Here is a 21,174-nt window from a genome sequence, read left to right as displayed (position 1 = left end):
ACCACCAATGTCGATGGCAACCAGACCACCGTCGGAGACATCGACGGCGGGGTGTCCGGCGGCATCTCCGGAGGCTCCAGTGTGGAGGACAACTCGGTGGACAACTCGGTGGACAACTCCGTCGACAACTCCGGGCAGGACAACTCGGTCGACAACTCCGGTCAGGTCAACACCGACGTCGATGTCGACACCACCGTCGACGCCGGCCTGTTCTGACCCACAACCACACAGCCCAACTGGCGGGGATCAAACCGTGATCCCCGCCAGTCGGCACGTCTATGAATATCCCGATGCTCGAACGGAATTAGTGACCGCGGCGCTCTGAGCTACCGACCCGGCAGGGCGTGCTCGACGATCGCGCGGCGCCGGTGCGGTTCGCGTTCCCGCCTCTTGGCGGCCAGGTACACCTGAGCGGTTTCGTCGGCGATTTCGTGCCATTCGAATTCGGAGGTGAGCCGTTCGCGGGCGGCGATCGCGCGCTGCTGGGCGGCGTGCGGATCATCGAGCACCGAGCGCACCGCCGCGGCGAGCGCCGCGACGTCCCGCGGCGGATACGAGACGCCGGTCTGCCCGTTGATGACCGCTTCCCCTAAACCCCCGACATTCGATGTGACCAACGGAATCCCGGTCGCCGCCGCCTCCAGCGCCACGATGCCGAACGGCTCGTAGTGGCTGGGCAGAACCGCGGCGTCGGCGGTGTGCAGCATCCGAACCAGGGCGTCGTGATCGAGATGGCCGGCGAACGACGTCGCCTTGAGCACCTTGTGTTTTCGCGCTTGTTCGACGAGCCAGTCCTGTTGGGTTCCTTCGCCGGCGATGGTCAGCGTCGTCCCGGGATGGGTCCGCCGGATGCGCGGCAGCGCCGCGATCGCGTCGTGAATGCCCTTCTCGTACTCGAGGCGGCCCAGGTACAGCAGCCGTGCGGGTCCGACGCGGGGCTTGCGTTCCGCGAAAGGCCAACGCGCGACGTCTATTCCGTTGCGAATGACACGTGTCTCGGCCAAGCCGGGGCCGAACAGTTCGGCGATCTCGTCGCTCATCGACCTCGAACACGTGATGAGTGAGTCGGATTCGTGCACCATCCAGGACTCCACGGCGTGCACCTGCCGGCTGATGCGGCCCGACACCCATCCCGAATGCCGGCCCGCCTCGGTGGCGTGAATGGTCGAAACCAGTGGTACATCGAAGTATTCGGCGAGTGCGATCGACGGATGGGCGACCAGCCAGTCATGTGCATGTACCACATCTGGGCACCACGACCGGCCACGTCGATCCCGGATGCCCAGGCCCGCGCGGACCATCGCGTGCCCCATTGCCAAGGTCCAGGCCATCATGTCGCTGCCGAAGTCGAATTCGTGCGGGTCCTGCGCCGCCGCGATGACGCGCACCCCCTCGGCCATGTCATCGGTCGACGGATGGGTGCTCGGATCGGTGTTCGACGGTCGGCGGCTGAGCACGACGACCTCGTGGCCGGCCTCGGCCAGTGCAGTCGCTAGGTGATGGACGTGGCGTCCGAGGCCGCCGATCACCACCGGCGGGTATTCCCACGACACCATGAGGATTTTCACGGTCGCTGACTCCTGCGCGAGTGACCGGTGAATGTACACGCGGAGCGGCGTGTCGGTGTGCAAACACGGTCGCTCGCGGGAGAAGGCGCGTCGGTCATCGTGGTAACCGCCTGGCATCCAGTGCGCCGAACAGGCCGTCGGCGCGGTTCCAGCCCGCGGCGAGGCGCTGGGCCTGCTCGTCACGGCCGGACGCCAGGGCGTCGACGATCTCGCGGGTGGCATGGGCGTGCAGATGCGCGCGATAACGCGCATAGTCGGCCGCGGAATCCTTGCTGACCATGAACGGCCAGTCGCTGGAAACGGTGAGCAGGGTCTCGCGGAGGATCTGGTCGGCGACGAAATCCCGAGGGGTGGGCGCGCCGAGGGACGCGTTTTGTTCGAGCGCCTTGTCGACGGTGGTCAGCGCGGTGTCGACGACCTCGGTGTTCAACTGCACCAGGTCGGCGACCTGCTCGCCGGCCCACACCTGCCAGTCCTTACCGGAACCCCAAGAGCTGGGCGGTAATTCGACAGGCGAGCCGATGAAACCGTCGCTCTTCGCGTCGGCCAGCGTGCCGACGCGCACACCGGCGTCGGGCAGTGCGCGCAGCACCCGCTCGAGCCATACGGGGCCCTCGTACCACCAGTGGCCGAACAATTCGGTGTCGAACGCGGCAATGACGTGCGCGGGGCGTCCGATGCGTTCGCTCTCGTCGCGCAGGCGCTGCCGGACCACCTCGACGAAATCGGCGACGTGGGAGTCGATTGCGCGGTCGGCACGCTCGGGGTCGTACGACGCCTTCGCCTCCGACGGCACATTGCGGCCCGTCACCCTGGCCGGCTTGAGCCCGGTGGTGTGGTCGTAGGTGTGGAAGTCGCGGTAGGCGGCGTGCCCCGGATAACCCGACTTCGGCGACCACACCCGGTAGCTGACCTGGAGATCCCGGCCGAACGCGACGACGTCGGAGGCAGCGACCGGGCGGCCCAGTGCCGTGTCACCGTGCAGCGACGGCCCGTCGACCATGAAGTGGCCGATTCCCGCTGCGGCGTAGTCACTCTCCATCCCCGGCGCGTAAGCGCATTCCGGGGCCCAGATGCCGACGGGGGTGTGGGCGAACCGCAGTCGGGCATCGGCGAGTCCCTCGCGCAGGGCGAACTCCCTCAGCCGCGGGTTGAGCAGCGGCTGGAACGGATGCGACAGCGGTCCGCCGAGCAGCTCGATGGTGTCGGCGTCGATCAGCTCGCGCAGCAACGGGCTGCCCCCGTGGGACCACAGCGTCGCGAAGTCGTCGATTGCCTGTTCGGCTTCGGCGTGCTCACGAAGGCCCAACTGCCGCAAGGGATCACCGAGCGTGGTCGCCTCGAGCGCCCGCAGCTGCCAGTTCGCCAGCCAGTGATGCATACCCGTGAGGCAGTACGGGTCGTCGAGTTGCGCGGTCACCACGGGCGTCATGCCCAACGTCAGCTGGTGCCGCCGGCCTTCTGCCGCCAGCGTGCGCAGCACCCGCATGAGCGGCAGGTAGGCCGCCGACCACGACTGGTAGAGCCATTCCTCGCCGACGGGCCAGCGGCCGTGATGGGCGAGCCACGGGAGATGCGTGTGCAGGACGAAGGTGAACAGCCCCGGTACGGGTTCCGCAGAAGTCACGGCGACACCGCGATCGCCACCAGGTCCAGGCTGTCATCAATGTTGCGGTCGCGGGCGTCCATCAGATCGAAGTCGTCGCTGCGCACCGACGCCACGTCGGCGAGCAGGCCGTCGGGCCACGGCGCATCGGCCAGCGCGCGGGCGATCTGGGCGTCGATGAGCGATCCGCCGTGCCGGGCGTCGAGCTCGACGAGCCGCGGGCCGTGAAAGACCCCGAGCATCGCCTCCACCGAAAACCCGGCCGTGGTCAGTAGTTCGGTCAACTCGGCGGCGTTGAGCTCACGGGTGTGAAACGGGTTGATCGGCGTATCGCGACCGGGGGAGAAGGTGATTCGGTTCGGCGTCGACATCATCAGGGTGCCGCCGGGACGCAGCACACGCAGGCATTCGCCGACGAATTGCGCCTGATCCCAGAGGTGTTCGATGACCTGGAAGTTGACGACCACGTCCACCGAACCGTCGGCGAGCGGCAGTTCGGCGAGGTTGCCGTGACGCATGTCCACCCGCGGATACCGTGCGCGGACGTGGGCGACCGCCGACTCGTCGTAATCGAGACCGATCACGCGTCGGGCCACCTCGGCAATCAGGTCCGCACCGTAGCCCTCGCCGCAGCCTGCCTCGAGCACGTCGCGTTGCGCGCAGCGGTCGGCCAGCCGCTCATAGACGACCTCGTGGCGGCGGAACCAGTAGTTCTCCTCCGCCAGTCCCGGAACCGTGCGTTCCCCGGTCAGGGGGAGGTCCGGACCGTCGGTAACAAATGCGCTCATTGCAAGGCAGGCTAACGTGAATCGGCCCACAGACGAACGGTTCACCGCCTACGTGCTGCTAGAACACGAACTTCGACCCGCTATGGTGTTCCTGCGAACCACCGCAAGTTACCGACGAGTAACATGGTGGTGGTTGCTCAAAGCGTGGTATGGCGGGCCGACCATCGGTCCCTTCGAGGAGGACGAACCAGACTCATGACGAACATCGTGGTCCTGATCAAACAGGTCCCTGACACCTGGTCGGAGCGCAAGCTGACCGACGGCGACTTCACCCTCGATCGGGAGGCCGCCGACGCGGTGCTCGACGAGATCAACGAGCGCGCGGTCGAGGAAGCGCTGCTCATCAAGGAACGGGAAGGCGGCGAAAGCACCGTGACGGTGCTCACGGCCGGCCCCGAGCGCGCCACCGAGGCCATCCGCAAGGCGCTGTCGATGGGTGCGGACAAGGCCGTGCATCTTGTCGATGATGGCATGCACGGCTCGGACATGGTGCAGACCGGTTGGGCCCTGGCCCGCGCGCTGGGCACCATCGAGGGCACCGAACTGGTCATCGCCGGCAACGAGGCCACCGACGGTACCGGCGGCGCGGTTCCCGCGATCATCGCCGAGTACCTCGGCCTGCCGCAGTTGACGCACCTGCGCAAGGTCACCGTCGAGGACGGCAAGGTGACCGGCGAGCGCGAGACCGACGACGGCGTGTTCACCGTCGAGGCGCCGCTGCCCGCCGTGGTGAGCGTGAACGAGAAGATCAACGAGCCCCGCTTCCCGTCCTTCAAGGGCATCATGGCCGCCAAGAAGAAGGAAGTCACCAAGCTCACGCTCGCCGAGATCGGTGTCGAGCCCGACGAGGTCGGTCTGGCCAACGCCGGATCGAAGGTGCTCTCGTCGACGCCGAAGCCGCCCAAGACCGCGGGTGAGAAGGTGACCGACGAAGGCGACGGCGGAACGAAGATCGCCGAGTACCTGGTCGCTCAAAAAATCATCTAGCAGATCATTCCTTCTGACTTCCGAACACAAGAGACGAGAGAAAACTCATGGCTGAAGTACTCGTGCTCGTTGAGCACGCCGAAGGTGCGCTGAAGAAGGTCACCTCGGAGTTGATCACCGCGGCTCGCAAGCTCGGCGAGCCCTCGGCCGTCGTCGTCGGCGCGCCGGGCACCGCACAACCGCTCGTCGACGGCCTGAAGGCCGCCGGCGCGGCCAAGATCTACGTCGCCGAGTCCGACGACGCGGACAACTACCTGATCACACCGCAGGTCGACGTCTTGGCTTCGTTGGTCGAGTCCGCCTCGCCCGCGGGCGTGCTGCTGTCTTCCAGCGCCGACGGCAAGGAGATCGCCGGGCGCCTGGCGGCCCGCATCGGCGCGGGTGTGCTGACCGACGTCGTCGACATCACCGACGGCGGCAAGGGCATCCACTCGATCTTCGGTGGTGCGTTCACCGTCGAGGCCGAGTCCACCGGTGAGGTCCCGGTGATCACGCTGCGGGCCGGGTCCGTCGACGCCGAGCCCGCCGACGCCGCAGGCGAGGTCGTCGACGTCGAGGTCCCCGCGCAGGCGGAGAACGCGACGAAGATCACCAAACGCGAGCCCGCCGTCGCGGGTGACCGTCCGGAGCTGACCGAGGCCACCGTGGTCGTCTCGGGCGGCCGCGGCGTCGGCAGCGCCGAGAACTTCAGCGTCGTGGAGGAACTGGCGGACTCGCTCGGTGGCGCCGTCGGCGCCTCACGTGCGGCCGTCGACTCGGGCTACTACCCGGGCCAGTTCCAGGTGGGCCAGACCGGTAAGACGGTGTCGCCGCAGCTGTACATCGCGCTGGGCATCTCCGGTGCGATCCAGCACCGCGCCGGCATGCAGACGTCCAAGACGATCATCGCGGTGAACAAGGACGAAGAGGCGCCGATCTTCGAGATCGCCGACCTCGGCATCGTCGGAGACCTGTTCAAGGTCACACCGCAGCTGACCGAGGCGGTCAAGGCCCGCAAGGGCTGATCGAGGGCGATACGCGCTACGCAAACCCCGGTGCATCGCGCACCGGGGTTTGGCGTATCTGGACGGCTCACAAGGCGGAAGATCTCCGACATGAAGATCACGGTTATCGGGGCCACCGGACAGATCGGTGCGAAAGTAGTCGACCTGCTGCGAGCGAACGGTCATCAGGTGACCGCGGCATCGCTGTCCACGGGCGCCAACGTGGTCACCGGCGAGGGTCTCGGCGAAGCGCTGTCGGCCGCCGATGTCCTTGTCGACGTGGTGAATTCACCGTCCTTCGACGACGGCCCGGTGATGGATTTCTTCACCGCATCGTCGACGAACCTGGTGGCGGCGGCCCGCGACCACGGCGTCGGCCACTATGTGGCCCTGTCGATCGTGGGATGCGACATGCTGCCCGACAGCGGCTACATGCGCGCCAAGGTCGCCCAGGAGAAGATCGTGACCGGGTCGGGGCTGCCGTACACGATCGTTCGCGCGACGCAGTTCCACGAATTCGCCGAGGCGATCGTCGGATCGCTGATCGTCGACGGGAAGGTGAGGGCACCGGACGGACGCATTCAGCCGATCGCGGCGGCCGATGTCTCCACCGAAGTCGCGCGTGCGGCCGAAGGCCGACCGGTCAACGGTGTCCTCAACGTCGGCGGCCCCGACAAGATGAGCTTCGCCGACCTCGCGCATGCTGTGCTGGCCGCGCAGGGCGCTGATACGCCGGTGGTCGTCGACGCACAGGCCACCTACTTCGGCGCCCGCGTCGACGACTCGAGCCTCGTCACCGGCGAGGACGGGGTGCTGTCGAGCACGCGGTTTGCTGACTGGCTTTCCCCGAGTCGCTGATTGCAGGCGCGCTCTGCGCGACCAATTCGTCACTTAGCGCTCACGGACACGTCACGCTGCCGACGCCGTTCGGAGACCCGGCTGCGCGACCGTGCAGCCATGAGCAGTGCTTCTGTACTCATCGCCCCGGACGAAATCGACCCCGGGCGGGCGGCTTCTTCGACGCCCGTGCCCCGCTACACCCTGCTGCTGTCGACGGACGCCACACTCATCGAGGCCGCGCAGCGTCTGCGCCACGAGGTGTTCACCTCCGAACCCGGATTCGCGTTGCGCGGTGCCGCCGACGGCTTGGACGCCGACCGGTTCGACGAGCACTGCGACCACCTGCTGGTGCGCGAGGACGGCTCCGGCGAACTGGTCGGCTGCTACCGGATGCTGCCGCCGGCGGGCGCGGCCGCCGCCGGCGGGTTGTACAGCGCGACCGAATTCGACGTCCGCGGGCTCGATCCGTTGCGTCCCGGCCTGGTCGAGATGGGCCGGGCGGTGGTGCGGGCGGATCACCGAAACGGCGCGGTGGTGCTGCTGATGTGGGCCGGGATCCTGGCGTACCTCGACCGCTGCGGGTACGACTACGTGACCGGATGCGTGTCGGTACCGGTCCGGGGCCCCGACGGCCAGGTGCCCGGAGCACAGATCCGCGGTGTGCGGGACTTCGTCCGTCGCCGGCATGCCGCCCCGGCGCAGTACACAGTGCGTCCGTACCGGCCGGTGACCGTGGACGGCAGACCGCTCGACGACATCGACCCACCCGCCCGAGTGGCCGTGCCGGCATTGATGCGGGGATATCTGCGGCTCGGCGCGCAGATCTGCGGTGAACCGGCGCACGATCCGGACTTCGGGGTCGGCGACTTCCCGGCGCTACTCGACAAACGTCGCGCCGACATCAGGTATCTGCGCCGGCTGAGGACCGTCGGCGCGGCCACCGCCGCGGCCGACGGGATCGCGTCGTGAGCACCGCCAACTGCTGGGTGCCGCGGGCGGCGTGCGACGCGAGCTGCGTCAGCGCCGGGGCCGGCCAGGCCGGTCGGCGGGTGGTCGTCGCCTGCCGTGCTGCGCTGCGTCTCGTCTTCGCGGTCACGCTGCTGACGTTGGCGCCGCTGCTGGCAGTGCCCGTGCCGGGCCGTTCCGGCCTGCAGCGCGGCTACTGCCGGTTGCTGTTGCGTGGCCTCGGCGTGCGAACCACGGTGTCGGGCGGGCCCATTCGCAACCTCAGCGGCGTTCTGGTGGTGAGCGGACACGTGTCCTGGGTCGACATCTTCGTGATCGGCTCGGTACTGCCGGGCCGGTTCGTCGCGAAATCGGAACTCATCAACTGGCCTGCTCTCGGGCTGCTGGCCCGACTGTTGAAGGTGATACCGATCGAGCGGGGCAATCTGCGGCGGCTCCCCGATGTGGTGGACACCATCGCGAGCGGTCTGCTTGCGGGCCAGACCGTCGTGGCGTTTCCCGAGGGCACCACCTACTGCGGCCTGGGCTACGGCCGGTTCCGGCCCGCGATGTTCCAGGCCGCCGTCGACGCGGGCCGGCCGGTCCAACCGTTGCGGCTGAGCTATCACCACCGCGACGGCAGGGCGTCCACGGTCGCGGCGTATGTGGGCGACGACACACTGCTGGCGTCGATCCGCCGCCTGATCACCGCGAAGCGCACCGTGGTGCGGGTGCAGGTCGAGTCCCTGCAGCTGCCCGGTGCCGACCGTCGTGACCTGGCAGCCCGCTGTGAGCGCGCGGTGCGCGGCGACACCACGCCACGCTCGGCCGGTCACGCGCTCGCGGCCTGAGCGAATCGGGGGCCGACCGCGTCGGCGGCTATTCTTGACTGGTTATGACCTCGGACAAGCCGGTCTACCTCGATCACGCCGCCACCACGCCGATGCACCCCGCTGCCATCGAGGCGATGACGGCTGCGATGGCCACGGTCGGCAACGCATCATCGCTGCACGGCACCGGCCGCGCGGCGCGCCGGCGGATGGAGGAGTCGCGCGAGACGCTGGCCCAGCTGCTCGGCGCGCGCCCGTCGGAGGTGATCTTCACCGCGGGCGGCACCGAGAGCGACAACCTCGCGGTCAAGGGCATCTACTGGGCGCGCCGGGATGCCGACCCGCGCCGCAGGCGCATCGTGACCACGCCGGTCGAACACCACGCCGTGCTCGACTCCGTCGAATGGCTGGTAGAGCACGAAGACGCCGAGGTGACCTGGTTGCCCGTCGAAACGGACGGCTCGGTGACGGCGGCGGCGCTGCGGCAGGCGTTGCAGGATCACGACGACGTGGCAGTGGTGTCGGTGATGTGGGCCAACAACGAGGTCGGCACGATCATGCCGATCACCGAACTGGCCGCCGTCGCAGCGGAATTCGATGTGCCGATGCACAGCGACGCGGTCCAGGCGGTCGGCCACATTCCGGTCGACTTCACGGCGAGCGGACTGTCGGCGATGAGCATCGCCGCGCACAAGTTCGGTGGTCCGACCGGGATCGGCGCGTTGCTGCTGCGCCGCGACACCGCCTGCGTCCCACTGCTGCACGGCGGAGGACAGGAGCGCGACGTTCGTTCCGGCACACCGTATGTAGCCGGCGCCGTCGCGATGGCCGCGGCGGCGAAGATCGCGGTCGAAGGGCTGGAGACCAACAGCGCGCGGGTTTCGGCGCTGCGCGACCGTCTGGTCGACGGTGTGCTGGCGACCATCGACGACGTCGACGTCAACGGGGCGACGGGAGCCGCACGGCTGCCGGGCAATTCGCACTTCACGTTCCGCGGGTGTGAAGGTGACTCGCTGCTGATGCTGTTGGACGCCAAGGGCATCGAGTGCTCGACGGGGTCGGCGTGCACCGCCGGTGTCGCGCAGCCGTCACATGTACTGATCGCGATGGGCGCCGACCCGGTGAGTGCGCGCGGCTCGCTACGACTTTCGTTGGGACACACCAGCACCGAGGACGACGTGGACGCCGCACTCGCGGTGCTACCCGCCGCGGTGGACCGGGCCCGGCAGGCCGCCCTGGCCAGCTCGGGGGTGGTCGACTGATGAAGGTACTCGTGGCCATGAGCGGTGGTGTCGACTCGTCGGTCGCCGCGGCCCGGATGGTCGATGCCGGCCACGACGTGGTCGGTGTGCATCTCGCGTTGTCGGCCGCGCCGGGCACACTGCGCACCGGGTCTCGCGGTTGTTGCTCGAAAGAAGACGCCGGCGACGCGCGCAGAGTTGCCGATGTCCTCGGCATCCCGTTCTACGTCTGGGATTTCGCCGACCGCTTCAAAGAGGACGTCATCGACGACTTCGTCTCCTCGTATGCGCGCGGACAGACCCCGAACCCGTGTGTCCGGTGCAACGAGCGGATCAAGTTCTCCGCGTTGGCTGCCCGCGCGCTGGCGCTGGGTTTCGACGCCGTGGCGACCGGTCATTATGCGCGGCTGTCCGAGGGACGGTTGCGGCGTGCGGTCGATGCCGACAAGGACCAGTCCTACGTGCTGGCCGTCCTGAGCGCAGAACAGTTGCGTCACGCCGTGTTCCCGGTCGGGGACACCCCCAAGCCGCAGATCCGCGAGGAAGCCGCGCGCCGCGGTCTTGCGGTCGCCGACAAGCCGGACAGTCACGACATCTGCTTCATCCCCTCCGGCGACACGCGCACGTTCCTCGGCACCCGGATCGGGGTCCGGCGGGGATCGGTAGTCGACGCCGCGGGCACGGTGCTGGCCGAACACGACGGTGTGCACGGCTTCACGGTCGGTCAACGCAAAGGGCTGGGCATCGCGGGGCCCGGTCCGGACGGGCGGCCGCGCTATGTGACCGAGATCGATCCGGACAGCGCGACGGTGCGCGTGGGTGACGCCGCCGATCTGGACGTGTGGACGTTGACCGGTGAGCGGCCGATCTTCACTTCCGGTGTGGCGCCCACCGGTCCGGTGGAATGCCAGGTGCAGGTCCGTGCGCACGGCGGCATCGGCGACGGGGTGGCCGAGCTTCGCGACGGATTGCTGACCGTCGACCTGCGTGCCCCGCTGCGCGGTGTGGCACCCGGCCAGACCATGGTGCTGTACCGCCCCGACCCCGCCGGCGACGAGGTGCTGGGCAGCGCGACGATCACCCGGTAGCCGCGCTATTCGGGCACATTGGCGAGGATGTTCGTCATGACGATCTCGGGCACGGAGTCGGGGAACCGGCATGCGGTCACCTCCACCAGCACGACCGACTTCACCCGGTAGTCGCGACCGCAGGCGCCTGATGGGCGAGTCTGCAGGATGTCAGTGCCGATCGTCCAATCGCCGACGAACATCGAACCCAAAGGCGTTGCGCTGCAACCCTCCACGAGAGCAGCAAGATCATCGAAGGCCCGGCGCGCTGTCATGGTGTCGCGGTAGGCGGCTGCGCCCTCGGAGATCAGCCCGCCACCGCGCGGGTGCTGAAAGGTGGTCTTGCGGAACTCCTCGACGTCGGGCCCGAACGTCTGGGTTTCGGCGAAGATCCATTGGCACTGCGGGGGAGTGGTCTCGGCCAGCGGCTCGATGTCGACCGGAATCTTGCCGTCCATCGTCGGGATGATCGTGAGATCCTCGCCGGCACCGGTGATTGCGCGCATCTGTGACTGGTCGAGCATGATCGTTTCGACGTCGACCGGTGACAGCGAGTCGTCGTCGATGCCGGGGACCGCACGTATCGCGTGACCACTGATGCTCTGCGTGCACGCTGCCGTGAGCGCCGCCGTCGCGCACCACAGCACGATCGACCTCAGCACTGCGGGCATGGTGCGTCCTCCCAACCCTTCCGGACCGAGATTAGCCCCATCGAATACTGTCAAACGAGTGAATGTCTTCGCCGCAGCCACCGGCATCGGGTCATGGCCGGGGACGTCGCCACGCGAGGCCGCCGAGGTCGTGATCGGCGAACTGCATACCTTGCCGCATCTGCCCGAATTGCCGGGCCGCGGCGTGGGCGCCGACACGATCGGGCGGGCCGCGGCGTTCCTTGTCGACATCGGCATGGACACCGTCCCTCGCGGCTATCGGATCGCGTCGGGCCGCACGGCCATGGCAAGGCGGGCGCTGAGCCTGCTCGATGAGGACCTCGACGCGCTCGAGGAGGCCTGGGAGAAGGCGGGTTCGCGTGGCGGAGGCCGCACCGTCAAGGTGCAGGCGCCGGGTCCGGTCACACTCGCGGCGCAATTGGAGCTTGCCAACGGCCACCGCGCGCTCACCGATCCCGGCGCAGTGCGCGACCTGACCGCCTCGCTGGCCGAAGGCGTGGCAGCGCACCGGGCACAGGTCGCGCGCAGGTTGGACGCGGCCGTCGTGGTGCAATTCGACGAGCCACTGTTACCCGCCGCGCTGGAGGGCCGGTTGACCGGGGTGACCAGCTTGACGCCGGTGCATCCGGTCGACGAGCCGCTGGCCGTCGACTTGCTCGACGAGTGCGTCGCCGCGGTGGGCGCTCCCGTGATGTTGCACAGCTGCGCATCGGGTGTGCCATGGAAAGCATTGCAGCGCAGCGGTATCGATGCTGTCTCCGTTGACACGACCACTGTTGTCGCCGGCGACCTCGACGGTATCGGTGAATTCGTCGACACGGGGCGCACTGTGTTGTTCGGCGTGGTGCCCTCGACGGCTCCGGACGGCCGACCGTCGGTCGAAGAGATCGCCCGCGCCGCGGTCTCGGTGACCGATCGGCTGGGCTTCACCCGTTCCGTGCTGAGCGAGCGCATGGGCATCACGCCGACGTGCGGCCTGGCCGGGGCGACCGCCGAGTGGGCACGCGCCGCGATCGGATTGGCGCAGAAAACGGCGGACGCCTTCGCCGAGGATCCCGACGCGATCTGACGCCGGTCTCGAGATCTGCACGAGGGCTGAGCTTCGTCGGAAACCGCTGCCCTCCGGCAGAATTCGGTTGAGACCTCGCCGGCCGGGAAGAAGGTGCAACCAAATGGTTGCATTAAGCCGCAGCAAGCGATAGCGTGAGACGCAACCAGGAGGTTGCATATGAGTACGGATCGTATCGAGAAGGAAGTTCTGTTGAAGGCACCGCTCGCGCGCGTCTGGCGGGCGATCAGCGACGCCGACGAGTTCGGGCAATGGTTCGGGGTGCGCTTCGACGGACCGTTCGTGGCGGGCAAATCGGTGACCGGCGTCATGACCCCGACGGCGGTCGACGCCGACGTCGCCAAGGCCCAGGAACCGTATGCCGGCACGGCCGACGCATGGCACATCGAGGCGGTCGAGCCGCAACGGCGGTTGGCGTTCCGCTGGCATCCCTACGGCGTCGAGGAAGGCGTCGACGTCACCGACGAACCGACCACGCTGGTGGAGTTCACGCTCGAGGAGACCGCTGACGGAGTGCTGCTGCGCATCGTCGAATCCGGGTTCGACGCACTACCCGTCGAGCGCCGCGCATCGGCGTTCGAGGGCAACAGCGAGGGTTGGGCCGCGCAGGTCGAACTCGTGCGCAAGTACCTCGCCATCAGCGAGACGGTGTGAGCGCCGCACCGGTAGAAGCCCCCGTCTTCAACGCACTCGGAGACCCCAACCGCCTGCGCATAGTCACCCAACTGTGCGAGGGCGGGCCGTGTTCGACAACCGAGGTCACCGCGGTGGTGCCGGTGAGCCGGCAGGCGACGACCAAACACCTGCTGCTACTGGAATCGGTGGGCCTGGTGAGCAGTGAACGCAGTGGCCGCGAGCGTATCTGGCGGATGCAACCCGCCCCGTTGGCCGACGCGAGCGAGTACCTCGCGAAGTTGTCGCAGCGCTGGGACCGCGCGATCGACCGGCTGCGCAATTACGTCGAGGACTGAAGCTGCGGTTCGCTGGACGATTTGCGCGCGTTCCGTCCAGACGCGGGATGTGAAGTTGGCCCGCGTGCAAGAATGCTTCGCACGCGTCGTCGACCTTGTTTGCCCGAGAGGAATGGTGCCCGAGTGAATCCGCGCCTCGCAGCAGGTGTCGGCGCGGTGTCCGTCGTTCTCCTGCTGGGCGGGTCCGGCGCTGCCGTCGCATCGGCGCATCCCGGCGATTCGCACGGCTCCGACCGGGGAAGCAGCTCAGACCATCGTGCCGGCGATCACGGTCGCGGGTCGGACGATGACGGCCACGGCGCCGGCCGACGTGACCACGGCAGCGGCGCCCGCAACGGCACCGGCAACCGTGGCGGAGGCACCGAGAAGACCGGCGGCGGTCCTTCATCGCGCGTGGGGTCCGGCCGCGACGACCTTCCGCAGTTGTCTTCGAGTAACCGGTCGGCGGTCGCCGACGACTCGAATGCGGCGCGACGCTCGGCCGTCAGCGGTGGATCGGCTGACCGCGTGGGCGTCAGCGGTGGATCGGCCGACCGCGTGGGCGTCAGCGGCGGGCCGGTCATCAGCGAGTCGACTGCAGCCAGCGAAATCCCGGCGGGCAGCGCGGGCGGCGGGAGTTCGCCCGGATCCGATGCGCCCGGCCCGCGAGGGTCGGCATTCGACCCCCCTGAGGTGACATTCGGCAACGGACGTTCACCGGGGATCCGGAGCGGCGCACCTGAACCGCGTCGGCAGGCTCCCGCACCGGCACCCGCCGAGCCGGCGCCGCCGCCACCGCCGGTACCGCCGCCGCCACCACCTCCGCCGCCTGCTCCGGCCTGGGTGCACCGGGTGGCCACCCCACCGGCGAGCGCACGGCAGTTCGTCGTCGCGCCCGGCGCCGGATCGACCGACCCGCTGTGGGGGATCGCCGGGTTGCTGCTCATCCCGGCGGCAGGCGCCGTGCTGGGCTACCGGCAGGCGCGTGCGGCGCAGGCCGCCGAACGGATACGCCGGCCCTGATCAAGCACGCAGGTCCTTGCGAAGGATCTTGCCGGACGCCGACTTCGGTACCGCATCGATGAACGCGACCTCGCGGACCTTCTTGTAGGGCGCCACCTGGCCGGCGACGAACTCGATCACCTGCTCTTCGGTCAACTCGGCGCCGGATCGCTTGACCACGAACGCCTTCGGGATCTCTTCGCCCTCGGCGTCGTTGACCCCGACCACCGCGGCGTCGGCGATGTCGGGATGACTCAGCAGGACGGCCTCCAGTTCGGCGGGAGGCACTTGATAGCCCTTGTACTTGATCAACTCCTTGAGCCGGTCGACGATGTAGACGCAGCCGTTCGCGTCGACCTGGGCGAGGTCGCCGGTGTGCAACCAGCCCGCATCGTCGATCGTCTCCCGGGTGGCCTTCTCGTTGCCGAGATAGCCGGCCATCACATTGGGACCCTTGAACCACAATTCGCCGGTTTCGCTGAGACCGTCTGCGGGCGGGTCGATTTCGTCACCGGTTTCGGGGTCGACGATCTTCGACACCGCGTTGGACACCGTCCAGCCGACCGAACTGAGCGGCGCGACCATCTTCATCTCCTGCCGGCCGCCGTCGAACGGCGTGATGTGGCTGACCGGGCTGAGTTCGCTCATGCCGTAGCCCTGCACGACGCGGCAATCGAGGCGTTTTGCGACGGCGTGGCCGAGGTCGGCGTCCAGTGGGGCCGCTCCCGACATCACGACGTTCAGAGACGACAGGTCGTACTCGTCGATCAGCGGATGCTTGGCCAGCGCCACGGCGACCGGCGGTGCGATGAACGCGATCGTGCACCGGTGATCCTGGATGTTGGCCAGGAAGTCGGCGAGGTCGAAGCTACCCATGATGACCAACCGGGCACGCGCATGCAGTGCGGCGTTGAGCAGGACCGTCATCCCGTAGATGTGGAAGAACGGCAGCACGGCCAGCACCGTGTCGTCGGCGACCATCCCGTGCAGCGGCCGGATCTGGGCGACATTGGCCACCAGGTTGCGGTGAGTGAGCATGACGCCCTTGGGGTTTCCGGTCGTTCCCGAGCTGTACGGCAGCACCGCCAAGTGTGACGACGGCGCGAAGCTGACCCGCGGCGGCGGCTGCCCGGGCCCCATCAGGTCGGCGGCGTTGGGATGCCCGTCGGCTTGTCGGCCGGCGCCGTCGAGCACGACGAGGCCGTCGTCTGCAATTCCGGCGGCCACGGCCGCTTCCTTGGCCTGCGCCAGCAGCGGCGACACCGTCACCAGCATTTTCGCGTTCGAGTCGGTCAGCTGCTTGGCGATGTCCTTGGCCGTGAACAACGCGTTGACCGTCGTGGCCGTCGCACCGGCGCGCAGGATGCCGTGGAACGCCACCGCGAAGCCCGAGCTGTTCGGCGAGAGCAACCCGACGACGTCGCCGACGCCGATGCCGCGGCCGGCGAGCGCGCCCGCGAACGCGTCTACGCGCGCGACCATCTCGCGGTAAGTGGTCTGTCGCCCGGACTTCGCGTCGACGAGCGCGACGCGATCCAGGTCGGCTTCGGCGATATCACCGAACAGGTAGTCGTAGACGCTGGTGGACGGAATGTCGACTTCGGGGAACGGGCTCGCGAAACTCATTGTGCCTCCGATCGAATAATGGCCTGCCGGCTACCGGGTCAAACTTCGTCGAGCTGTCTGATGAGTTTCTTCGGAGCGGTCAACCGGTATGAGGCGTCGATCAGCTCACGTACCTCATCCCAGTCCGCCTTCTTCGCGCCCGTCAGGTCCAAGCCCAGCCAACCCGACGGGCCCAGATAAGCGGGGTAGAAGAACCGGCCGTCCTGCCTCAGCGCCTGCTGGTCGCTCTCGTCGACCTTGACGATGATGGACTGCGGGTACTGCACGTATTCACCCCCGGTCCGGGGTCGAACGCTGCCGCCGTACATGACGAACATCTTCGCGGCGAAGAATGCGGGCCTGCCGTGCGACACCTTCTCGTAGGCCTCGGGGAACGCCAGCGCGACCGCCCGCACCCGCGCCAGTGCCGGGTCGTCGTCGCGGAACATGATCGGGTGCGGCATGGGGCCAGGGTAACGGTGCGGGCCTGTCGGGCCGCTCCGTTAGCCTGCGAGAGTGAGTCCCGAGGCAACGCCCGATCCCGAGACGACGCTGGCCGCACAGGCCGGCGACGGACCCGACGCGGACGTGCGTCGCCGCTGGCAGGAACTCGCCGACGAGGTGCGCGAGCACCAGTTCCGCTACTACGTGCGTGACTCGCCGATCATCACCGACGCCGAGTTCGACAAGCTGCTGCGCGAACTGCAGGCCCTCGAGGACGACCACCCGGAGCTGCGTACCCCGGACTCGCCGACGCAGTTGGTCGGCGGTGCCGGCTTCGCCACCGACTTCACCGCGGCCGAGCACCTCGAGCGGATGTTGAGCCTCGACAACGCGTTCACGCCGGAGGAACTGGCCGCGTGGGCGGGCCGAATCAAGAGCGAGATCGGTGAAGATGCGAACTTCCTGTGCGAGCTCAAGATCGACGGTGTGGCGCTGTCGCTGGTGTACCGCGACGGGCGCTTGGAACGCGCCGCCACCAGAGGAGACGGCCGCACCGGTGAGGACGTCACGCTGAACGCGCGCACCATCGCCGATGTCCCCGGAAGACTCACCGGCACAAAAGAATTCCCTGTCCCGAAGGTTCTCGAGGTGCGGGGCGAGGTGTTCTTCCGGGTTGCCGACTTCGAGGAACTCAACGCCGGTCTGGTCGCCGAGGGCAAGCCGCCGTTCGCCAATCCGCGCAACAGCGCCGCCGGCTCGCTTCGGCAGAAGAACCCCGCCGTCACGGCGCGGCGCAAGCTGCGGATGATCTGCCACGGAATGGGTCGCGCCGAAGGTTTTCGGCCGAAGACCCTGCACGACGCCTACCGGGCGCTCAAGGCGTGGGGGCTGCCGGTCTCCGAGCACACCGCTCAGGTCACGGGGATGGAGGCGGTCACCGAGCGCATCGCCTACTGGGGTGAGCATCGCCACGACGTGGAGCACGAAATCGACGGTGTGGTGGTCAAAGTCGATGACGTCGCACTGCAACGCCGCCTCGGATCGACGTCACGGGCGCCGCGTTGGGCGATCGCCTACAAGTACCCGCCCGAGGAGGCGCAGACCAAGCTGCTCGACATCAAGGTCAACGTCGGGCGCACCGGCCGGGTGACCCCCTTCGCGTGGATGGAGCCGGTCAAGGTGGCCGGCTCGACGGTCAGCCAGGCCACGTTGCACAACGCGTCCGAAGTCAAGCGCAAAGGCGTGCTCATCGGCGACACGGTGATGATCCGCAAGGCCGGTGATGTGATACCCGAAGTGCTCGGGCCCGTCGTCGATCTGCGCGACGGCTCCGAACGCGAGTTCGTGATGCCCACGCACTGTCCGGAGTGCCACACCAAGCTGGCGCCGGCCAAAGAGGGTGACGCCGACATCCGCTGCCCGAACACCCGGTCGTGTCCAGCGCAGTTGCGCGAACGGGTTTTTCACGTCGCGGGCCGCGGCGCGTTCGACATCGAGGGGTTGGGCTATGAGGCCGCGACCGCTCTGCTTCAGGCCGGCGTCATCGCCGATGAGGGCGACCTGTTCACGCTCGGCAGTGCGGACCTGTTGCGCACCGAGTTGTTCCGGACCAAGGACGGCAACCTGTCGGCCAACGGCAAGCGGTTGCTGGTGAACCTGCACGAGGCCAAGGCCAAACCGCTGTGGCGGGTACTCGTCGCGCTGTCGATCCGGCACGTCGGCCCGACGGCCGCGCGCGCCCTGGCCACCGAGTACGGCAGCCTGGACGCCATCATGACGGCCTCAGAGGCCGAGCTGTCGGTGGTCGAGGGCGTGGGCCCGACGATCGCGGCCGCCGTGACCGAATGGTTCACCGTCGACTGGCACCGCGCGATCGTGGACAAGTGGCGCGCCGCCGGGGTGCGGATGGCCGACGAACGCGACCCGAGCGTCGAGCGCACCCTCGAGGGACTGTCGATCGTCGTCACCGGGTCGTTGACCGGGTTCTCCCGCGACGACGCGAAAGAGGCGATCGTCGCGCGCGGCGGCAAGGCGGCCGGCTCGGTGTCGAAGAAGACCGCCTATGTGGTCGCGGGCGATTCCCCGGGCTCGAAATACGACAAGGCCGTCGAGCTGGGCGTGCCGATCCTCGACGAAGACGGGTTCACGCGGCTGTTGGAGAACGGGCCCGACGGGATCTGAGGCCGCGCTCCGCTCCGGCGGATCTCGAGCGCTGCGGCGTTTGTCTGCCCCGTCCACCGGGCACCCGACAGGTTCGAGGCGACAAGGAGTTGTGATGGCGATCTGCGATACCTGCGGCAACGACTACGACAAGGCGTTCACCGTGACATGGCCCGACGGCCGCAACGCGACGTTCGACAGCATCGAGTGCGCCGCCGTGCAGGTGGCACCCGAATGCGCCCATTGTGGGTGCCGCATCCTCGGCCACGGCATCGAGACCGAGGAAGCGATCTTCTGCTGTGCGCACTGCGCGCGCAAGGACAGCAACGCCGACGTCAATGACCGCTACCCGGTTCCCGCCGGAGGCTGAAGGTCAGCGATAACCGCGCCGCACATCGTCGACGATGCGCGGGTGGTCCAGCGTCGACGGCTCCAACGACTGGGGCCGCATGTCGCCGCCGAACACCGTGGCGGCGTCGAGCGCACGCTGGTCGAGGAAGCGCAGCGGCGGGGCGTCGGCCGGGACTTTCGGCGTCGGCGCGGTCGGCCCGCGGCGGGCCAGCACGAAGCCCCAGTCGCCGAACGTCGGCACGTGCACGTGATACGGCGTCGCCGCGTACCCGGCGGCCCGGATCGTCGACACGGTGCGCCAGTAGGCGGTGGGGGTGGAGAACGGGCTGCCCGCCTGCACGGACAACAGACCGCCAGGGGCCAGCGCGCGGCCGATCAGCGCGTAGAACTCCACTGAGTACAGTCGTCCCAACACCGGGGTGTCTGGGTCGGGCAGATCGGCGATCACCGCGTCGAATCCGCCCGGCGCGACGTCGCGCGGTGCGTCCCGCAGCCACGTCATCGCGTCGGCGATCACCACCCGAACCCGCGGATCGTCCAGCGCGCCGCCGTTCGCCTCACGCAACGTGGTGCGCCCCATCTCGATGACCGCCGGATCCAACTCCACCTGCACGATCGTGTCGATGTCCTTGTCGCGCAACACTTCCCGGGCCACCAGTCCGTCGCCGCCACCGAGGACCAACACCGACCGGGCGTCGTCTGCGAGTGCCGGGTAGACCAGGCTTTCGGTGTAGCGGTACTCGTCGCGTGTCGAGAACTGCAGCCCGCCATCGAGATACAGGCGCATGTCGTCGCCGCGGCGGGTGACCACGATCTCCTGGTACGCCGAATGCTCATGGGCGATGATCGGGTCGGCGTAGAGCCGTTGACGGGTCGAGGCCTCAATGCCGTCGGCGCGCACCAGCAGCGTGACGAGCACGGCCAGCGCGGTCGCCAGCACCATCAGGGACGCGGCCAGTTCACGCGCGTTGACGATGTGCCGCAACAGGAGCAGCGCCACCACGGCCGCCGCGGAGAGGTTGACGATCCCCGTGACGGCGGCACCGCGGATCATGCCCAGGTACGGCAGCAGGAGGAACGGCCACAGCAGCCCGCCGATCAGCGCACCCAAATAGTCCGCGGCGTTCAGGTTGGCCAGCACCCGGCCGGTGTCGGTGGCGCCCGCGGTCCTTCCACGCTGCAGCAGCGTCATCAGCAACGGCACCTCGGCGCCGACGAGGCAGCCGATCAGCGCGGTGCCGATCGCGAGCACCCACAGCGAGCCGCCCACGAACGCGAACGCGACATACAGTGCGGCTGCCGACAATCCGCCGACGATCGCCAGCGCCGTCTCGACGGCGATGAAGGTGACCGCGGCGCGGTGCAGCAGCGGCTTCACCAGCAGAGCGCCCACGCCCAGCGCGGCGACGTAGCCGGCGACGATCAGCGACATCGCCACGACGCCGCCGCCGTGCAAGCTGGTCGACAGCGTCAGCAGCGCCAGTTCGTAGACGATGCCGCACGCCGCGCACGCCGCCACTGCCGCCAGCAACACCGCGCGCCAGCGCGTCGCCGAACCTGCCAGCCGCGGTGCCGGTGAGGGAGCGTCGTGATCGGTCACCGTCATGACAGCGCGGCGGCGTTCACCCCTCCCACGGCGATCAGCATCACGGCGGTGGCGACGGCGCCGGGATGCAACCGCTCCTCGGCGATCAGATCGCGGAAGCGGCCGGGCACGACCGCCTCCAGCACGACCAGCGCCAGGCCTTGCAGCGCCACGCCGACGAGGCCGTACACCGCCGCGTCGACGAGTCCCTGGCCGAGTTCGTTGGCACTGGCCACGATCGCCGAGATCACCACGATGGCGAGGGCGGCATACATTCCCGATGCGACCGCAACCGCGTTGGGCCGCCGCTCGACGAACACCAACCGGCGCAGGTTTCCCGGTGTCAGCAGGTCGGCCATGGCGAAACCGGCCGCGAGAACGGCGACGCCGACGATGAAGTACAGGATCGCGGCGACCACATTCTGAGCGAGGCTTCCGCCGCTGATGGTGCCGAATTCGACCGCCAGATTCATGGGTTCTCC

Annotated in this window: 21 protein-coding genes and 1 pseudogene; 14 read left to right on the top strand and 8 right to left on the bottom strand. The window is 68.5% G+C overall.

From position 1 onward, the window contains the following. Positions 1-216, top strand: a pseudogene (locus AU188_RS25530) (IniB N-terminal domain-containing protein); the annotation flags it as partial. A gap of 110 nt (positions 217-326) precedes the next feature. Here the strand turns inward: AU188_RS25530 and AU188_RS13425 are convergent. From AU188_RS13425 to AU188_RS13415, 3 genes are all read right to left on the bottom strand, one after another. Beyond that, a complete protein-coding gene (locus tag AU188_RS13425) occupies positions 327-1,568 on the bottom strand; it encodes a glycosyltransferase family 4 protein (protein WP_156426674.1) in 1,242 nt (413 codons plus the stop codon). A gap of 94 nt (positions 1,569-1,662) precedes the next feature. Further along, complete coding sequence (locus AU188_RS13420) at positions 1,663-3,195, bottom strand: 1,4-alpha-glucan branching protein domain-containing protein (protein ID WP_059164203.1); 1,533 nt, start codon at positions 3,193-3,195, stop codon at positions 1,663-1,665. Then, positions 3,192-3,962, bottom strand: a complete 771-nt coding sequence (locus AU188_RS13415; RefSeq protein WP_059164202.1) for a class I SAM-dependent methyltransferase — start codon at positions 3,960-3,962, stop codon at positions 3,192-3,194. The genes AU188_RS13420 and AU188_RS13415 overlap by 4 nt, the downstream gene beginning before the upstream one ends. A gap of 195 nt (positions 3,963-4,157) precedes the next feature. Here AU188_RS13415 and AU188_RS13410 point away from each other — a divergent pair, with 195 nt between their 5' ends. The 7 genes from AU188_RS13410 to mnmA all read left to right on the top strand — a co-directional run bounded on the left by AU188_RS13410 (position 4,158) and on the right by mnmA (position 10,876). Next, positions 4,158-4,949: an electron transfer flavoprotein subunit beta/FixA family protein gene (locus tag AU188_RS13410; RefSeq protein WP_059164201.1), complete on the top strand. Its 792-nt coding sequence runs from the start codon at positions 4,158-4,160 to the stop codon at positions 4,947-4,949. Between the two features lie 47 nt (positions 4,950-4,996). Then, positions 4,997-5,953, top strand: coding sequence for an electron transfer flavoprotein subunit alpha/FixB family protein (locus tag AU188_RS13405; RefSeq protein WP_059164200.1), 957 nt, complete (start codon positions 4,997-4,999; stop codon positions 5,951-5,953). Positions 5,954-6,043: 90 nt separating this feature from the next. Beyond that, positions 6,044-6,790 (top strand): SDR family oxidoreductase, encoded by a 747-nt coding sequence (locus AU188_RS13400; RefSeq protein ID WP_059164199.1) that lies wholly within the window; start codon positions 6,044-6,046, stop codon positions 6,788-6,790. A gap of 99 nt (positions 6,791-6,889) precedes the next feature. Continuing rightward, positions 6,890-7,741, top strand: coding sequence for a GNAT family N-acetyltransferase (locus AU188_RS13395; RefSeq protein WP_059164198.1), 852 nt, complete (start codon positions 6,890-6,892; stop codon positions 7,739-7,741). Continuing rightward, positions 7,738-8,568 (top strand): lysophospholipid acyltransferase family protein, encoded by an 831-nt coding sequence (locus tag AU188_RS13390; RefSeq protein ID WP_059164197.1) that lies wholly within the window; start codon positions 7,738-7,740, stop codon positions 8,566-8,568. The genes AU188_RS13395 and AU188_RS13390 overlap by 4 nt, the downstream gene beginning before the upstream one ends. A gap of 44 nt (positions 8,569-8,612) precedes the next feature. After that, positions 8,613-9,809, top strand: coding sequence for a cysteine desulfurase family protein (locus AU188_RS13385; protein WP_059164196.1), 1,197 nt, complete (start codon positions 8,613-8,615; stop codon positions 9,807-9,809). Next, positions 9,809-10,876, top strand: coding sequence for a tRNA 2-thiouridine(34) synthase MnmA (mnmA, locus tag AU188_RS13380; protein ID WP_059164195.1), 1,068 nt, complete (start codon positions 9,809-9,811; stop codon positions 10,874-10,876). Before AU188_RS13385 ends, mnmA begins: the two co-directional genes overlap by 1 nt. A 5-nt stretch (positions 10,877-10,881) precedes the next feature. Here the strand turns inward: mnmA and AU188_RS13375 are convergent, their stop codons facing one another. Beyond that, positions 10,882-11,526 carry a sensor domain-containing protein gene (locus AU188_RS13375; RefSeq protein WP_059164209.1) on the bottom strand — a complete coding sequence of 215 codons (645 nt, stop codon included), beginning with the start codon at positions 11,524-11,526 and terminating at the stop codon, positions 10,882-10,884. A 58-nt stretch (positions 11,527-11,584) separates the two neighbouring features. On the opposite strand from AU188_RS13375, the gene AU188_RS13370 reads away from it, so the two are divergent. The 4 genes from AU188_RS13370 (at position 11,585) to AU188_RS13355 (ending at position 14,568) form a co-directional block, all read left to right on the top strand. After that, on the top strand, positions 11,585-12,595 hold the full coding sequence (locus AU188_RS13370) for a uroporphyrinogen decarboxylase/cobalamine-independent methonine synthase family protein (RefSeq protein ID WP_059164194.1): 1,011 nt from the start codon (positions 11,585-11,587) through the stop codon (positions 12,593-12,595). A gap of 159 nt (positions 12,596-12,754) precedes the next feature. Further along, on the top strand, positions 12,755-13,249 hold the full coding sequence (locus AU188_RS13365; RefSeq protein WP_059164193.1) for an SRPBCC family protein: 495 nt from the start codon (positions 12,755-12,757) through the stop codon (positions 13,247-13,249). Further along, positions 13,246-13,566, top strand: coding sequence for an ArsR/SmtB family transcription factor (locus AU188_RS13360; protein WP_059164192.1), 321 nt, complete (start codon positions 13,246-13,248; stop codon positions 13,564-13,566). The genes AU188_RS13365 and AU188_RS13360 overlap by 4 nt, the downstream gene beginning before the upstream one ends. Positions 13,567-13,689: 123 nt before the next feature. Continuing rightward, the gene (locus tag AU188_RS13355; protein WP_059164191.1) at positions 13,690-14,568 is read left to right on the top strand and encodes a hypothetical protein; all 879 of its coding nucleotides are present in this window, start codon (positions 13,690-13,692) and stop codon (positions 14,566-14,568) included. Here the strand turns inward: AU188_RS13355 and AU188_RS13350 are convergent, their stop codons facing one another. After that, positions 14,569-16,173, bottom strand: coding sequence for a 4-coumarate--CoA ligase family protein (locus tag AU188_RS13350; protein WP_059164190.1), 1,605 nt, complete (start codon positions 16,171-16,173; stop codon positions 14,569-14,571). A gap of 38 nt (positions 16,174-16,211) precedes the next feature. Next, positions 16,212-16,616 carry an MmcQ/YjbR family DNA-binding protein gene (locus AU188_RS13345; protein WP_059164189.1) on the bottom strand — a complete coding sequence of 135 codons (405 nt, stop codon included), beginning with the start codon at positions 16,614-16,616 and terminating at the stop codon, positions 16,212-16,214. Between the two features lie 88 nt (positions 16,617-16,704). Between AU188_RS13345 and ligA the strand changes: the two genes are divergently transcribed. Both ligA and AU188_RS13335 read left to right on the top strand, forming a co-directional pair. Further along, on the top strand, positions 16,705-18,777 hold the full coding sequence (ligA, locus tag AU188_RS13340) for an NAD-dependent DNA ligase LigA (protein WP_172799494.1): 2,073 nt from the start codon (positions 16,705-16,707) through the stop codon (positions 18,775-18,777). Between the two features lie 94 nt (positions 18,778-18,871). Continuing rightward, positions 18,872-19,126 (top strand): metallothionein, encoded by a 255-nt coding sequence (locus tag AU188_RS13335; RefSeq protein WP_059099570.1) that lies wholly within the window; start codon positions 18,872-18,874, stop codon positions 19,124-19,126. Positions 19,127-19,129: 3 nt separating this feature from the next. On the opposite strand, the gene AU188_RS13330 is transcribed toward AU188_RS13335, so the two are convergent. Both AU188_RS13330 and AU188_RS13325 read right to left on the bottom strand, forming a co-directional pair. After that, positions 19,130-20,713 carry a polyamine aminopropyltransferase gene (locus tag AU188_RS13330; RefSeq protein WP_059164187.1) on the bottom strand — a complete coding sequence of 528 codons (1,584 nt, stop codon included), beginning with the start codon at positions 20,711-20,713 and terminating at the stop codon, positions 19,130-19,132. Next, complete coding sequence (locus AU188_RS13325; RefSeq protein WP_059164186.1) at positions 20,710-21,165, bottom strand: DUF350 domain-containing protein; 456 nt, start codon at positions 21,163-21,165, stop codon at positions 20,710-20,712. Before AU188_RS13325 ends, AU188_RS13330 begins: the two co-directional genes overlap by 4 nt. Positions 21,166-21,174: the final 9 nt, after the last annotated feature.

It is taken from the genome of Mycobacterium sp. IS-3022 (assembly GCF_001500065.1).
Classification (GTDB): domain Bacteria; phylum Actinomycetota; class Actinomycetes; order Mycobacteriales; family Mycobacteriaceae; genus Mycobacterium.
Note: the sequence above shows the minus strand (reverse complement) of the source record. Positions and strands in the feature narration are given on the sequence as shown.

Excerpts from the sequence above, each read along its gene's own strand:
- AU188_RS13415 (WP_059164202.1), bottom strand. The coding sequence starts at position 3,962 with ATGAGCGCATTTGTTACCGACGGTCCGGACCTCCCCCTGACCGGGGAA.
- AU188_RS13405 (WP_059164200.1), top strand. The coding sequence starts at position 4,997 with ATGGCTGAAGTACTCGTGCTCGTTGAGCACGCCGAAGGTGCGCTGAAG.
- AU188_RS13395 (WP_059164198.1), top strand. The coding sequence starts at position 6,890 with ATGAGCAGTGCTTCTGTACTCATCGCCCCGGACGAAATCGACCCCGGG.
- AU188_RS13385 (WP_059164196.1), top strand. The coding sequence starts at position 8,613 with ATGACCTCGGACAAGCCGGTCTACCTCGATCACGCCGCCACCACGCCG.
- AU188_RS13330 (WP_059164187.1), bottom strand. The coding sequence starts at position 20,713 with ATGACGGTGACCGATCACGACGCTCCCTCACCGGCACCGCGGCTGGCA.
- AU188_RS13325 (WP_059164186.1), bottom strand. The coding sequence starts at position 21,165 with ATGAATCTGGCGGTCGAATTCGGCACCATCAGCGGCGGAAGCCTCGCT.
- AU188_RS13410 (WP_059164201.1), top strand. The coding sequence starts at position 4,158 with ATGACGAACATCGTGGTCCTGATCAAACAGGTCCCTGACACCTGGTCG.
- AU188_RS13400 (WP_059164199.1), top strand. The coding sequence starts at position 6,044 with ATGAAGATCACGGTTATCGGGGCCACCGGACAGATCGGTGCGAAAGTA.
- mnmA (WP_059164195.1), top strand. The coding sequence starts at position 9,809 with ATGAAGGTACTCGTGGCCATGAGCGGTGGTGTCGACTCGTCGGTCGCC.
- AU188_RS13365 (WP_059164193.1), top strand. The coding sequence starts at position 12,755 with ATGAGTACGGATCGTATCGAGAAGGAAGTTCTGTTGAAGGCACCGCTC.
- AU188_RS13335 (WP_059099570.1), top strand. The coding sequence starts at position 18,872 with ATGGCGATCTGCGATACCTGCGGCAACGACTACGACAAGGCGTTCACC.
- AU188_RS13345 (WP_059164189.1), bottom strand. The coding sequence starts at position 16,616 with ATGCCGCACCCGATCATGTTCCGCGACGACGACCCGGCACTGGCGCGG.
- AU188_RS13375 (WP_059164209.1), bottom strand. The coding sequence starts at position 11,526 with ATGCCCGCAGTGCTGAGGTCGATCGTGCTGTGGTGCGCGACGGCGGCG.
- AU188_RS13350 (WP_059164190.1), bottom strand. The coding sequence starts at position 16,173 with ATGAGTTTCGCGAGCCCGTTCCCCGAAGTCGACATTCCGTCCACCAGC.